The sequence below is a fragment of the Sulfurimonas sp. genome (assembly GCF_028713515.1).
Lineage (GTDB): Bacteria > Campylobacterota > Campylobacteria > Campylobacterales > Sulfurimonadaceae > Sulfurimonas.
Window position 1 is genome coordinate 347,780 of record NZ_JAQTOD010000002.1, and the last position, 14,177, is coordinate 361,956.

Sequence of the window (14,177 nt, forward strand, 5' to 3'; positions counted from 1 at the left end):
TTAGTACTCCACCACTTCACTATTTCTAGTATCTGCTTTTAAGTTATAAAATTTTTGTATGCCATCTATATTTATTTTTGCCATGATATCCCATCTTCCGGCTTCTTCAAGTGAAATTGGTTTAAAAGTATAAACTCCATTTTCAACTGTTGGCTCTGCCATCTTATGGTCTTGCTTAGTTGTTGTCGGCCTTGTTATAATTACTTTAAATTTTGCGTTATTAACTGGATTTGAATCCATATCAACCACTCTATATTTTATAACCGCCGAATCTTTTTTCAGCCCATCGCTAATATACTCTACTCTATATTTTTTGTTAAAAGTGATGGTGTCTTCTATGATTTCATTTGCTTTGTCGTCAGCTTCATGATAATCCATCATATAGATGTCACTCTTTTCAACTGGTGCTTCAACTGCTATGACTACTGTTGCAATACCAGCGCAAACTATTAGCGCAATTGAAGCGCTGATTGCATATGGCCATATTTTACCGCTACTTAGATTCATTTTTTTGCCTTCTTCTGTAAAGCTGTCTTTTGATATACATAAAAATTGCATAAAATACAAAACCATAAAATATAACTTTTATAACAAATATACTGTTTTTATTTGCATCACCAACAGCACTATCTAAAACTATATTTTTATTTTTTGCTATCTGCTCTGCAATATCTGCATAACCATTGAACATGGCACCAGAGTATTTACCTAAGACTTCTTCTGGCTTTGATTTTTGAGCAAGAAGAGGGATGATTGTTCCACCATAATTTGTTACAATCTCTTTAAATGATGATAATCCACTACTGTAAAACAGCGCAACAATAAAAGCCTGAAGTGGTGAAGCAACTGGACTTAAAACCTGTTTTTTGTCAAAATATTGATATAAAGAATCACTGCTTGCAAGGATATCTACCTTAGAGTCTAACTCACTAAACAGAAGTAAAATAGTTGGCTCATTGAAGCTTTTGATAGACTCTTTTTCATAATCAACTATATTTGTGCCTTTTGGTAGCTCTTTAAGCATTACAAGTTTTAATGAGATTCCTGTTTTTTGGTGTAGTTCTGAACCTATTTTGTCAATGCTGGCATTAAAATCTGGATTAAAAATTAGCTCATCTTTATATAAATATTCTGCTTGAAGTGTTGAGTGCAGAAATAGTGTGAGGGTGAGGGCGAAAAGCCCCCTTAAAAAATTCAATTGGATTCCCTAGCCGACAAATAAGTGATTTGGCGTTACAACTGCATAAATCGTATAAATTGCCATAAGAATCAATCCCCATGTAATTATCTTTTCCATTATTTAGCTCCTTGTGGCGCGTCTACTATATGACTACCATTATCTTTGCTAAACATTTTAATTGATTGCTCATCTTTGACATCATAGTAATTTGTAGCATTTGTTTTTTGCACACCCATATTCCAAACCGTAAGTACAGTCAAGATAGTGAGTAGTAAAAGTGTTGCAATCAACATACCAGTTATACCATCAAGAGCAAATATACTTCTATTTTCATTCATATCTAACTCCTTATTTACTTAAGCTAGTGATATATGCACTAACAGCTTCTTTTTGTTTAGCATTAAGTCTATCAAACTTAGGCATTGTACCAATGCTACCTTTTTTACCATGACTAAGGATATTTGTTACAAGCGTAGTATTAAACTCTTTAAGGTTTGGCCCCATACTATCTACGCCTTTGCCATCAGCACCATGACACATAACACAAGTTGCAGCGAACACATCAGCACCCACAGTGCCAGTTAATCCTTTTGAAACATATGTAGCAAGAGCTTCTATTTCTGCATCTGTGATTGGCATACTAGTAGTAGCGTTAATCAAGCCATTACGATCAGGCATCGGCATCTCCATACCAAGGAGCTGGTTATTTGAGCCATTTTGAAGAACATGCTTAACAGAAGCTGCTGCGATTCTATGGTTTAAGTCAGCTGCTCTACCACCAATTCCATCGGCTTTTAGACCATGGCATACTTTACACTCAGCAATAAATACCGACTCGCCCATATCAACTAATTTTTTGCCAGTTATATCTTTATACTGTGCTTCAAATTTCTCATTATGAACTTTTGTATCTTCGTTGTACTCACCAATTTGTGAATATGAATTTACTGGATAACCAACAGTAAGATACCACATACCCCAAGTCATCGTAAGTAAAAACATAACAGCCCAACCAGTAGGTAAACTGTTTTTAAACTCGCCTATGCCATCCCAATTCTCATCTGCAAGGTCACCGCTTGCTTTGTCTGTTTGCATTTGACGAACATACTTAATTACAACAAATGCTGAAATCATAACAAGAGCAATAGCGCCTGTAACTGCAAGCATATTGACTATATCGCCATTAAAACCGCCATGTGAACTCGAAACAGACAGATATGTAAAAAGTAACATAAACGCTGCAAAAATGACTCCCCCAAGATAAAGCTTATTCATATATCTCTCCTATTTTTTCTTTGTACCCTCAAGAGGTACATTTTCGTCAGGTATAGCAGATACTAGAGCATCTTCTATATCATCTTTTAGTGCCATATTGCTATAACTCTCATAATCAACCCCGTCAGCATCTTTCCTTTTGCTATATAGATGATATATATATCCATAAAGCACTAGAACAAGTAGCGTTATCAGTACAAAATACCCGTAAGCTTGAAGTTGAGCAATATCCACTTTCGACCTCTACTTTAGACTATTTAAGTATGCTATAAGGGCTACTATCTCAGGGATTTGACCATTTGCAACAGCATCTTTAACATCTTGGTCTCTCATATCAGCTGCAATTACTTTTGCTTCTTCTAAAGCAATTGACTTTGCCTCTGCAACACTCGCACCCATTTTAACAGTCTTACTAGAACCATCTTTCATAGAAACTGGCTTGTTATAAGGAACACCAAAGTTTTTTGCTACTGTTAGTTGCTCAGCATAGGCAGTCTCTATATCACTTTTGTTTGTAAATAACCAGCGATATGCAGGCATTATAGAGCTAGGAACAACAGCCGATGGCTCCTTCATGTGATTTTCATGCCAGTCAGTAGTTCTATAGTTACCAACGCGCATCAAATCTGGACCAGTTCTTTTTGAACCCCACAGGAATGGGCGGTCATATGCATACTCACCACTTAAAGAGTAGTGACCATAACGATCAGTCTCTGATTTAAATGGGCGAACTAATTGTGAATGACAAGCATTACAACTATTTTTAATATAAATATGACGACCTGTCAACTCTAAAGTAGAGTATGGAGCAGTACCAATCACAGGACGAGAAGCTTGAGCAAAGTTCGGAAGAATCTCTATCAGACCAGCAAACGCAATTACCAAAAACACACCTACCGCAAAAAAGAACGGATGTTTTTCTAACCAATGAAACATATTTTATCCTTTCTATTAAGCGCCCATAGGCGTAGCATTTTGAAGTTCTCTCTCTTCAACAGGGCGAGAAGACATTGTTTTGTAAATATTATAAGCAAACATTAAAAAACCTATCAAGTATAATAGACCACCAACACCACGAATAACATAGTATGGATGTAAAACGGTTACAGTATCAATAAACGAATAAGCTAAATTCCCAAACTCATCATGTGCACGCCACATCATACCTTGAGTAATTCCTGAAATCCACATAGATGTAAAGTAGAGAATAACACCCAAAGTCTGTATCCAGAACTGTGTAGCCATTAATGATTTAGAGTATAACTCTCTCTTGAAAACTCTAGGAGCCATATGAAATAGCGCAGACATAATCATAAAGCCAACCCATCCAAGAACACCATCATGAACATGTCCAACAATCCAATCCGTAAAGTGTGCTATTGCATTAACTGACTTAATAGCCTGAATAGGGCCCTCTAATGTAGAGAACATGTAGAAAGTTGAAGCAAGCACCATAAACTTAATTAGTGGAGATGCAGCAACTTGTTGCCATTGACCTTTCATTGTAAGAAGCATATTTATAGCTGAACCCCAAGATGGCAAAATCAATATAACAGAAAACACGGAAGCCATTGTCTGCATCCAATCAGGAACAGTTGAATAGAGCAAGTGGTGCCCACCAGCCCATAAATAAACAAACATTAGACCCCAGAAAGATAAAAGTGAGAGTTTATATGAGTAGATTGCTTGACCTGACTCTTTTGGTAAAAAGTAGTAAATCATAGCAACAATAGGAACAGTAAAACCAAATGCAACTGCATTATGCCCATACCACCACTGAACCAGTGCATCATTTGTACCTGAATACATAGAAACCGAATGATACCAACTACCTATACCCGTCTCTCCAGCTGGAGATGTTGCTAACATTGTCGGAATTTCCATATTATTAAAGAGATAAAGCATCGCTATACCCAAGAATGTAGCTATATAGTACCAAACAGAGATGTATAATGATTTCTCACGGCGAATACCGATAAGACCAAACATACTTACTCCAAATAGCACCCAAACAACAACGACACCAATGTCAATTGGCCACTCAAATTCAGCATACTCTTTTGAAGTTGTAACACCAGCAAAGAGTGAAAAAACTGCTGCTGCAACAACTACTATATAGAGCCAGAAGTGTAATTTACCTACAGACATTAATAATTTTGATTCAGCCATTGATACTTTTAGCACCCTTTGACCGACATAATACCAAGTAGCAAAAACACCACTCAGCGTAAAACCAAATATAACTGCGTCAGTATGAAGCGGACGAAGACGGCTGAAATTCGTGTATTCTGCTAATTTATCGCCTAGGATTAAATTAATTCCAGGAAAAGCTAACTCAAATGCTAGGATTACACCAATGAGCATACCGACAATACCTAAAACAACAGTTGTAAGCATAAACATCTTTGCAACTGTATAGTCGTACTCTAATGGACGATTAACCATATATAGACTCCTTAAAAATTTAAAACGATTTTGTTTAATTTAGTAGATTTCTTTCATAAACTCAAGCTATGCAACTACCACTATAAGCCAATATGCAAAAATGCTAAAGTTTTGAAATAGCACCATCTAAGCCTTGTGGAAATGAAACGTGGGGCTACAAAAGAACTCTATAAACCAATCAACAATAATATATTAACAGTATAAATATTTAACGATTCTTAATTAATGACATTTTTATGACAAAATTAAGAAAATATATGGGTTTGTTAATTTTATTAACAATAAATTAACAATTTTTTGCTTTATGTTAAATACTATATTTGTGATTTATTGATGCTCTAGGTAAAGTAAACTTTGAAAGGATAAGATTAATAGATAGTTAAAAAGGTGGTGGTTTTTATCTTTTTATTAAAGATAAAAACTCATTGAAGATATATCTACTCTCTTTTGGTCCAGGACTAGCTTCTGGATGGTGTTGAACCGAGAATATTGGAGAATTATTATATTTTAATCCTTCTATTGTGTTATCAAAGAGGTTCACATGTGTGACTTCTGCAACCTCGATAATATTTTGAGGAACATTGTAGTTATGATTTTGAGCAGTAATCTCAACTAATCCAGTTTTAACATTTTTAACAGGATGGTTTCCGCCGTGATGACCAAACTTCAGCTTATATGTATCATATCCATGAGAGATAGAAAGAAGTTGGTGCCCTAAACATATACCAAACATAGGAATTTTAGCAGCTATCAATTTTTTTATCTGCTCTTGCTCTTTTTTTAACACCAATGGGTCACCAGGTCCGTTTGATAAAAATACTCCATCTATCTCTTTTTTATTATACCTCTCTATCAAAGCATCTGCACTAAAACTATTTGGAACAACCTCAACACCCATCTTTGCACTAACGAGCTCATTTAAGATATTAGCTTTTACTCCAAAATCAAGCACTACAACATTTGCTTCTGGTGTTGGCGCACTCTCGTAAGCAAATTCACGATCACTATATGTTGATTGAGTATGCTTATATGCGACTTTCGTACTAACTTCTTCTATATAGTTTACATCTTCTATTCTAGGTGAGTTCTCTAAAATCTTCTTTAGCTCATTTTTATCACTAATCTTAGTTGAAGCTATCATCATCATAGCTCCCTCTTTTCTTATTATCTTAGTTAAAAATCTTGTGTCAATATCACATATTCCCATGATATTTTGCTCTTTTAGAAAATTACTAAGCGAGCCTTCTGCTCTAAAATTAGAGTATCTGTCTTGATATTTTCTAACAAGCATTCCCTTAGCATGAGCAGATCTACTCTCCATATCTTGAGAGTTTACACCAACATTTCCTATCTCTGGAGCTGTAAAAGTTACAAATTGACCGGCATAAGATGGATCAGACATAACTTCTTGATATCCGCTCATTGAAGTGTTAAAAACTATCTCTCCAACAACAGTACTATCTGCACCAAAGCTCTTCGCCTCTAAAAAAGTTCCATTTTCAAGATATATCCATGCTTTTGTTGTAGCTAAACTCATCCTTTACTCCAATCCTCTTTTTGTTAACTCTTCTTTATATAGTTTTTCATATAAAATTTCGAACTCATCCGTTCCAGGAACATATCTTTTTTTGTATGTTTTGATTTTGTCCATAATAAAGCCATCTAGCTCCGAAGCTTCTTTTATAAATGATGTTATTGAGTTATAGATAATATTTTTTATGCGATTTTCTGTTACATCAAAGTGAATCAAATCCTCTTCATAAAGCTCATCTAATATTTTATGAGACAAATCTGAATATCGCTCTTCGTAGTTCAATATAATGCCAAACTCTGGAGCAAGTTTTTTCTTGATCATAAAGAACAGTTGTCTCTCATCAACAAGATTAAACTCTATCGCCTCTTCATTTTCATCACAAATTTGGTTTACTTTCTCTTCTAATGCCATCTCTTGGATTATATTTGCGGTTAAGACTTTTTCTGCTTCATACGCCACTGGCTCAAGACCTTTTGTCATTGTAACAACACCACTTTTATTTAAGTCAATTGCAATTTTGTTTGATATATGAGGTATAGTTTTTGGTGATATTTTCATTATTGACCTTGATTATACTAAGTTACACTAACTGTTGTTAGTTTGGCTTAGTACTAAAATAAATTTTGTGATTTTACAATAACTAAGGTTAGTTTATGATTAGAACAGAATGCTTTTATAGTAAAAATTACTCTAAATTCTTCTGCGTATTAGTTATTTTGAGGTATTCTTGATAATATCAGCGTAAGACTAGAAGCTTTTTTCGGATCCATTTTAGTTAAAATTTTTCCAACTGCTTTAGGATTAAGTAGCGCCATTATCTCTGCTGCGTCCTGTGGCTCCATATTTTCAAGAACTCTAGCGGCTGATGCTTCTTTCATTTTTGAGAATGTCTGAGTGATATTGTTCATTTTTTTACTCTTAATCTCTTTTAAAATCTCTTCGTTTCTCTTTAGCATACTTCTTGTTGACTCTTCTCTTGATTTTACCTCTGCTAATTTTCTTGATACAACTTCATCTTCTTGAGATATTTTTGTCTCTTTTTTTCTAAGTAGATCTTCTGTTGCGCTCTTTAGTGAGCTTATTGCTTGCTTCTGCTCATCCAATCTCTCAAGCTCTACAAGAAGTTCACTCTTTCTGGCTTTAAAAATTTCAGTACACTCAAACAGTTTGTCTTTTGCCCAAAGCGAGCTCATTGTGCCCATGATAAAAATTGTTAATAATAGTAATTTCACTATCTGTTTCCGCCTTTATATGTCATGAGTGCAACCTCATCTAAATCTTTTGCTTCAGCTATTTTTCTTCTTGTGAGCTCTTTTTTTATCTCCTCAAGTTCAAGATAGTTAAATTTTTCATACTCAATCATATCAAGCTTTAGTCTCTCTTTTGCTTTATACATCTGCTCTTTTGCAAACTCTAGCCAATTTTTGTTATGTAAAATCGTCTCTCTTTGTGAACCAAAAAGTACTCTTGAAGCCAAGATATCGCCTATTTTTCCGCTTTGTGGGGTTTGTATCTCATCAAGAGATTTATATGACGCCTTAAGTGCCGAAGTAGCACTGTTTAGATTTGTATTTGCTTGTTGCATAGCCTGCTCGCTCTTTTGCATACTACTTTTTTTGAGTTTAACCAATGAAGTAAAGCGAGTTTTCAAAAAGCTATCCTTTTAAAAATTTAAAGCACTATTGTATCTGCTCTCTCTGGGGAAGTAGAAATTATACCAACTTTCGTTTTTGTAATCTCTTCAAGGTGCTTAATGTACTCTCTTGCCTCAAGTGGTAAATCCTCAAATCTCCTAACGCCAACAGACTTATCCCAACCCTTAAATGTTTTATATACAGGTTTTACATCATCTAAGTTTTCTGGTAGATAATCTATCTCTTTGCCGTCAACTTCATAGGCAACACAAACTTTTATCTCTTTAAAGCCATCCAAAACATCAAGTTTCATAAGCGCTAGTTCATCACAACCATTTAAGCGACTTGCATATCTACAAGCAACGGCATCAAACCAACCGCATCTTCTAGCTCTTCCCGTTGTAGTTCCAAACTCATGACCTTTTTTACGAATCTCTTCACCATCTTCACCTAAATCCTCGCTAGGAAAAGGTCCATTTCCAACACGAGTACAGTAAGCTTTTACGATTCCCGTAACTTTTCCTATATCTTTTGGATTTATACCAAGACCAGTACATGCACCCGCACTAACTGTAGAGCTTGATGTCACAAACGGGTATGTTCCGTGGTCAATATCAAGCATTGTCCCTTGCGCGCCTTCTAGTAGAACTTTTTTGTTCTCTTCATCTAACGCTTTCCAGACCATATTTGTTGTGTTTGTTATAAATGGAGCAAGCTTGTTTTTATAGCCCTCTAGCTCAACCAACAAAGCCTCTTTTTCTGGAGTTTTTATCTCAAAAACATCAAAAATTGCTCTGTTTTGCTCAAAATACTCTAAGATAGAATCACAAAGTTTTTTTGGATTTAACAGTTCGCCAACTCTAACTCCGATGCGGTTTATCTTGTCAGAGTACGCTGGTCCGATTCCCTTTCCAGTTGTGCCAATAGCTTTGTCGCCTTTTAGTTTTTCGCGAGCTTGGTCTATCATAGAGTGGTAAGATAAGTTCAGATGCGCTTTATCTGAGATAAAAAGTCTACCCTCAAGGTTCTCGAACTGCTCCATCTCTTTTATGATTGAAGAGGGAGATAAAACAACGCCATTTCCAATGATGTTTATGGCTTTTGGATTTAATACACCTGATGGAACAAGATGAAGTGCGTATCTTGTGCCATCAACCCAGATAGTATGTCCTGCATTGTGTCCACCTTGACTTCTGCAAACCATATCATACTTTTGAGCAAGCATATCAACTATCTTACCTTTCCCCTCATCGCCCCACTGGATGCCTACTATTAAATCTGCCTTCATTATTTCCCTTTTTTTACTTTGCTTTTGTCTCTATCAATATATCTGTATAAATCGCAAAACCCACAGAACTAAGCTCTGAATTTTTATATCTTCCGCCCTGCGCATAAACCTGATTTTTATCTATAACTCTAAAAAATAGCTCGTCATAATAGAGCATGTCTGCATAGTACATTGGTGCTAAAACGCTTTTTTTAGAGCCAATCTCAGAGCTTAATTCTTTCATCTTGAGAAGTTCAACTTTTATAGCCTCAGGAGCAATCATGAGAAGCTCATTAATCTGCTCAACATGTTGAAGATAGACAAGTTTTTCTAACCACTCAACTTTTAAAGATAAAAATTTCTCTATATTTACATGCTGAAAATCCTCAATGCTTAACTCTTCAAAAAGTGAAGTTATAATTTTAGGAATCTTAACATTTGAGATTTGAACCAACGGATAGACTTCTAATTTGTCAAAAATCTCTATCGCTATATTTAAAACCGACGAGAGTTTTCTCTCGTCCATAAACTCGGCACCAATCTGATTTTGCTCATCAGTTGGATAGCGAAAAACACTCTGGATATAGAACCATTTTTTGTGTTCCGTATTTCGTCCCAGTCTCTTTTCTATAATGCGAACAACATCTATTGTCGAGTCTGCTCTTAAAGATATTGAGTTGTTTTTCTCATCATTTACTCGTATAAGTTCTCTCTCATCTGCGATACTTTTATGCTGATGATATGAAAAAACAGGAGTTACAATCTCTTCAAAACCACTATCATACAAAATTGAGCTAGCAAGATTTTCTATCTCTCTTTTTATCTTAGCGCTTTTGCCGAAATAGAGTTTTGAACCCTCTGGAATCTCATGTTCTAAAATCATCTACTTAGCCACTTTGAAGTAAGAGTCATTGAAAACTCTGTTTGCTGCGCCATCGTACTTTCTGCGACCCAGCTTATCAAGTGCTAATTCTATAGAGTTTACAACCCACGAGATCTCATACGGAGCAATAAGTCCCATCTGATTTATACGGAAAATCTTTCCATCAAGATGGTCTTGTCCACCTGCAACATTTACTCCAAAATCATTTTTAAGTATTTTTCTGATTTGTGAAGCATTTTCATCATCAACCGTTGTCATTGATAGGGCTGGAGTTTTTGGGTAGATGTGTAAATCAAGCGCCTTAAGTGCCAAGCTTACTGCGTTTGCTCTTAATGCTGTATCTTCATAAAGCTTCTCCATCCCGCCATCTCGCTCAATAGTCTCTAAAATCTCCAAAAGTCCGATGATCAAAGTTGTAGCAGCTGTCCATGCAGTTGTATTTTTTCTTTGTGATTTTATCTCTGTTGCTAGATTAAAATAGTAGCCTTTTCCGCTTCCAATCTTATCAATTGCTGGAGCGCTTAGCCCTAAAATCGCCAATCCTGGAGGAAGCATAAGAGCTTTTTGACTTCCTGCAATTAAGCAGTCAATGTTGGTTATATCAATCTTCTCAACACCAACAGCAGTTATACCATCTGCTATAATCATAATATCTGGATTTAGTGCCTTTGCCGCTTCTGCTATCTCTTCTACAGGATGACGAAGTCCACCTGCTGATTCGCTTATCTGGATGGCAATTGCATCAATGCTAGGATTATTTTTCAGTGCCGTAATAACTTCATCAACACCAGCTGGCGTGTTCCACTCATTTTTAATCTCTATATTTCCAAGTCCATGAGCGGTTGCGATTTTTCCAAATCTCTCACCGAATTTTCCAGAGTTTATGTTTAAAAGTGTGTTATGGCACAAGTTGATAACGGCCGCTTCCATAGCACCTGTTCCACTCGATGCGAGCATAACAACTTCATCACTCTGCAATAAATCAAATAGATATTTTCTTGTTTTTTCAAAAATAGCTTCAAATTCTGGGGTACGATGATGCATGGTTTCATCACTCATGGCGTTACGAACATTTTGAGGTACTGGAGTTGGTCCGGGAGTAAAAAGTAACATAAAAGAGTTCCTAAATGGTTAAATTTTAAAGACGCAATTATATCAAAATAACTTAAAGTCTCTCTTTTTGCAAATGGAAGTGACCTCTTAGGGAAAAAATGATATTATTTTTCAAAAAATTTTATTGTTTTATGGTGGTTTTTTCGTGGTTTTTGGCAAAATAGAGTATCTAAATCTTCTACCTTTTCATATCTTTATGAAACGATTTACAAGAAGTTCTCAGGCAAGCATGAGTATGCACTACAAAAGAGGCGTGCCTTCAAAAATAAACAGAGATTTTCACTCTCGTAGAGTTGATGCTGCCTTCATCTCAAGCATAACTGCAAAAAAACATCAACATGTTGATTTAGGCATTATCGCAAAAAAAGAGGTTTTGAGCGTTTTAGTTGCCCCTTGTGAGAATGAGATAAAAGATGGGGATTCAGCCACTTCAAATGTTTTAGCAAGAGTGCTTAAAGTAAAAGGGGAAGTTCTTATAGGCGATAAAGCACTTAGATACTATCTTAAAAACAAGCCTCATATTGACCTCGCCAAAGAGTGGCAAAAAAAGCATAATCTTCCATTTGTTTTTGCCCTTCTATGTTTTCACAAAGATAAAAAAATATACCAAAAAATCCAAAAAGAGTTTTTAAAACAAAAAGTTAAAATCCCCCAGTATATCCTAAAAGAGGCATCTAGCAGAACAAAAATATCTGGCAAAGATATAGTCAAATACCTTGAGCATATATCTTATAAGCTAGATTTTAAAGCAAAAAGAGGGCTTTTGAAATTTTATAATGAGGCAAATAAGATTAAAAAAGGGTAATTTTATACCTTTGAGACAACTCTGTTTCTTCCACTCTCTTTTGCCTCATAAAGTGCATCGTCAGCTCTTTTTATGCTATTTGAAATATCTTCATTATCCATATGGAGCGTGACTCCAAAGCTGCATGTTATCTGCTTAACTTCCTTAAAATCTTCTCCCTCTATTGTCTCTCTTATTTTTTGAGTAATTAAGATTAGCTCCTCTATTGATTTTGTTTGAATGATAAGCAAAAACTCCTCCCCTCCCCATCTTATAAGCAAATCTTCACTGCGAATAACATTTCCAACACTCCAAACCAGATACTTAAGCACAAAATCACCAACGCTGTGTCCATAAGTGTCATTGACATTTTTAAAGTAATCTATATCAAACATAACCACTCCAACATGTAGCTCTTTTTTACAACTCTCTTCTATAATGAAATTTATATTTTCTTGAAAGTATTCCCTATTATAGGCATTCGTTAAGCTATCATGCATGGCTTTTTGCTCTAGTGAAAAGTGTTCACGCATAGTCTCACTTATATCAGAAAAAGAGACTATGTAACTATTATCGATGCTATTTATAAAAATTGCGAATGAATGAAATTTATTGTTTTTATCTTTCATGGAAACTATATGCTCTCTATCACTTAGTTCAGAGAGCGCATCTATCCAAAAACCATCGTTTTTTACTTTGCCTATATGAAAAAACTTATCATTTTGTTCAAATCTTTCACAAATACATCTATTTTTCGCCTTAAAATCGCTTAAGCTACTACACCCAAAAAAATTAAGAAACTTTCTATTTACACTGATAACTCCAGCTCTATCAAGTATTACAACTATTGCCTCTTGTGCATCAAGAATTTTTTGTGTTTTTTTAGAAATATTCTGAAATTTGACCCTAGAGTTTACCTCTCGATAAATATAAAGTATCGCCATTAAAATAACTCCATAACCACTAAATAAAAATAGAAAAAACTGGTTGTCTAATTCTTTGATTTCATCACTGTTCTCTTGTAGAATTATTGCGGAGACTACTTTTTTAGAAACTGAATTTTTTATAGGTATAAAAGTAAAAACTGAAAAAGAATCTCCTGATGGAATTGAAAAAACATCTCCCTTAAAAATATCTCTACTTGCTCTGCTGCTATCACTTTTTGTTATTTTTTCTATCTCTATCTTTTTTATATTATTGTTTAGCTCTTTTTTTATGCTTTTTTCATACATAAAGCCATCAAAAGGACTCTCTGTGTATCTTAGTTCTGTAGGCGTAACAATATTTTTTTTAGTATCATCATTAGAACTTACTATAAATTCAGCTTTTATATCTTGATAGTTTATGAGGTCATTAATAAAGGCGTAAGGGCTAAAAGTAAATTCAACACTTCCAAGATGCTCTTTTTTTGTGCCATCAATTTTTATAAGCGGAAAAATATAACGAAATCCATTATAAAAAACTCCCTCTTCAAAACCCTCTGTCTTAGTCTGATTTGCATTTGTCCACTCAACACTTTTGCGAGTATAAGTTAAGTTATCCCCATATTTTTCAGGGTTTTCAAAACGCAAAAAAGATTCACTATTTCTCAGCTGGAAATGTAGCTGTACTATACCAAGCCCTCTCAGATAAGTATATTCATCAAAGAGCTCCTCATATAGCTCACTTCTTGCACTATTCTTTTCATCTTGAGTGCCATATGCTTTTATCATCTTCTCTAAAACATACGGCTTATTTATAGCTGTATTAAATATACTCTCTGATAGTCTACTGAAATTACTTCCAACTATCTCAAAACTTTTTATAGCACTCTTGTTATGTAGTTGTAAAAAGTCATTTTTTTTACTTTGAATATACATACTAAGCACAAGAAAATGAGCCCCAAGCGCCATAATAAAAAGAGACACAAATAAAACTATATATTTTCTCATTAACTTCTTCTTTTTTAATTAAGACTGAAGATAGCTACTACACCAAAGAGAGATGCTAAATTTCACTTTCCTTCTGTTTATATTATACACATAATGCCTGTTTTTATTGTTGACAGTAGACAACAAAAATA

General features: G+C 34.8%; 16 protein-coding genes. 1 reads left to right on the forward strand and 15 read right to left on the reverse strand.

Annotation, left to right across the window (positions count from 1 at the left end; all coding sequences use genetic code 11):
* The 14 genes from PHV22_RS05915 to PHV22_RS05980 form a co-directional block, all read right to left on the reverse strand.
* Complete coding sequence (locus tag PHV22_RS05915; protein WP_295021740.1) at positions 1-507, reverse strand: FixH family protein; 507 nt, start codon at positions 505-507, stop codon at positions 1-3.
* Complete coding sequence (locus tag PHV22_RS05920) at positions 494-1,198, reverse strand: 3-dehydroquinate dehydratase (RefSeq protein ID WP_295021739.1); 705 nt, start codon at positions 1,196-1,198, stop codon at positions 494-496. The genes PHV22_RS05915 and PHV22_RS05920 overlap by 14 nt, the downstream gene beginning before the upstream one ends.
* 98 nt (positions 1,199-1,296) lie before the next feature.
* A complete protein-coding gene (locus PHV22_RS05925; protein WP_295021738.1) occupies positions 1,297-1,518 on the reverse strand; it encodes a DUF4006 family protein in 222 nt (73 codons plus the stop codon).
* A 10-nt stretch (positions 1,519-1,528) separates the two neighbouring features.
* Positions 1,529-2,455 (reverse strand): c-type cytochrome, encoded by a 927-nt coding sequence (locus PHV22_RS05930; protein ID WP_295021736.1) that lies wholly within the window; start codon positions 2,453-2,455, stop codon positions 1,529-1,531.
* Between the two features lie 9 nt (positions 2,456-2,464).
* On the reverse strand, positions 2,465-2,689 hold the full coding sequence (locus tag PHV22_RS05935) for a cytochrome c oxidase, cbb3-type, CcoQ subunit (RefSeq protein ID WP_295021735.1): 225 nt from the start codon (positions 2,687-2,689) through the stop codon (positions 2,465-2,467).
* Positions 2,690-2,698: 9 nt separating this feature from the next.
* Entirely contained in the window at positions 2,699-3,391 is a 693-nt protein-coding gene (ccoO, locus tag PHV22_RS05940; protein ID WP_295021734.1) for a cytochrome-c oxidase, cbb3-type subunit II, read from the reverse strand.
* 15 nt (positions 3,392-3,406) lie between these two features.
* Complete coding sequence (gene ccoN, locus PHV22_RS05945; RefSeq protein WP_295021732.1) at positions 3,407-4,900, reverse strand: cytochrome-c oxidase, cbb3-type subunit I; 1,494 nt, start codon at positions 4,898-4,900, stop codon at positions 3,407-3,409.
* Between the two features lie 397 nt (positions 4,901-5,297).
* The gene (gene carA, locus PHV22_RS05950; RefSeq protein ID WP_295021731.1) at positions 5,298-6,437 is read right to left on the reverse strand and encodes a glutamine-hydrolyzing carbamoyl-phosphate synthase small subunit; all 1,140 of its coding nucleotides are present in this window, start codon (positions 6,435-6,437) and stop codon (positions 5,298-5,300) included.
* Between the two features lie 3 nt (positions 6,438-6,440).
* Complete coding sequence (locus PHV22_RS05955; protein ID WP_295021729.1) at positions 6,441-6,992, reverse strand: DUF507 family protein; 552 nt, start codon at positions 6,990-6,992, stop codon at positions 6,441-6,443.
* 149 nt (positions 6,993-7,141) lie between these two features.
* On the reverse strand, positions 7,142-7,666 hold the full coding sequence (locus PHV22_RS05960; RefSeq protein WP_295021727.1) for a PDP protein: 525 nt from the start codon (positions 7,664-7,666) through the stop codon (positions 7,142-7,144).
* Positions 7,666-8,085, reverse strand: a complete 420-nt coding sequence (locus PHV22_RS05965) for a flagellar export protein FliJ (protein WP_295021725.1) — start codon at positions 8,083-8,085, stop codon at positions 7,666-7,668. The genes PHV22_RS05960 and PHV22_RS05965 overlap by 1 nt, the downstream gene beginning before the upstream one ends.
* 20 nt (positions 8,086-8,105) lie before the next feature.
* Positions 8,106-9,359, reverse strand: a complete 1,254-nt coding sequence (locus PHV22_RS05970; RefSeq protein ID WP_295022339.1) for an adenylosuccinate synthase — start codon at positions 9,357-9,359, stop codon at positions 8,106-8,108.
* 10 nt (positions 9,360-9,369) lie between these two features.
* Positions 9,370-10,218: an ATP phosphoribosyltransferase regulatory subunit gene (locus PHV22_RS05975; RefSeq protein ID WP_295021723.1), complete on the reverse strand. Its 849-nt coding sequence runs from the start codon at positions 10,216-10,218 to the stop codon at positions 9,370-9,372.
* Positions 10,219-11,331: an alanine--glyoxylate aminotransferase family protein gene (locus tag PHV22_RS05980; protein WP_295021722.1), complete on the reverse strand. Its 1,113-nt coding sequence runs from the start codon at positions 11,329-11,331 to the stop codon at positions 10,219-10,221.
* A gap of 145 nt (positions 11,332-11,476) precedes the next feature.
* Here PHV22_RS05980 and PHV22_RS05985 point away from each other — a divergent pair, with 145 nt between their 5' ends.
* Positions 11,477-12,136, forward strand: a complete 660-nt coding sequence (locus tag PHV22_RS05985; RefSeq protein WP_295021721.1) for an MqnA/MqnD/SBP family protein — start codon at positions 11,477-11,479, stop codon at positions 12,134-12,136.
* A gap of 2 nt (positions 12,137-12,138) precedes the next feature.
* Here the strand turns inward: PHV22_RS05985 and PHV22_RS05990 are convergent, their stop codons facing one another.
* Positions 12,139-14,046, reverse strand: a complete 1,908-nt coding sequence (locus tag PHV22_RS05990; protein ID WP_295021720.1) for a GGDEF domain-containing protein — start codon at positions 14,044-14,046, stop codon at positions 12,139-12,141.
* Positions 14,047-14,177 lie beyond the last annotated feature (131 nt).

Bases quoted from the DNA above. Each gene is read 5' to 3' on its own strand.
- PHV22_RS05915 (WP_295021740.1), bottom strand. From the start codon at position 507: ATGAATCTAAGTAGCGGTAAAATATGGCCATATGCAATCAGCGCTTCA.
- PHV22_RS05925 (WP_295021738.1), bottom strand. From the start codon at position 1,518: ATGAATGAAAATAGAAGTATATTTGCTCTTGATGGTATAACTGGTATG.
- PHV22_RS05930 (WP_295021736.1), bottom strand. From the start codon at position 2,455: ATGAATAAGCTTTATCTTGGGGGAGTCATTTTTGCAGCGTTTATGTTA.
- ccoO (WP_295021734.1), bottom strand. From the start codon at position 3,391: ATGTTTCATTGGTTAGAAAAACATCCGTTCTTTTTTGCGGTAGGTGTG.
- ccoN (WP_295021732.1), bottom strand. From the start codon at position 4,900: ATGGTTAATCGTCCATTAGAGTACGACTATACAGTTGCAAAGATGTTT.
- carA (WP_295021731.1), bottom strand. From the start codon at position 6,437: ATGAGTTTAGCTACAACAAAAGCATGGATATATCTTGAAAATGGAACT.
- PHV22_RS05955 (WP_295021729.1), bottom strand. From the start codon at position 6,992: ATGAAAATATCACCAAAAACTATACCTCATATATCAAACAAAATTGCA.
- PHV22_RS05975 (WP_295021723.1), bottom strand. From the start codon at position 10,218: ATGATTTTAGAACATGAGATTCCAGAGGGTTCAAAACTCTATTTCGGC.
- PHV22_RS05980 (WP_295021722.1), bottom strand. From the start codon at position 11,331: ATGTTACTTTTTACTCCCGGACCAACTCCAGTACCTCAAAATGTTCGT.
- PHV22_RS05990 (WP_295021720.1), bottom strand. From the start codon at position 14,046: ATGAGAAAATATATAGTTTTATTTGTGTCTCTTTTTATTATGGCGCTT.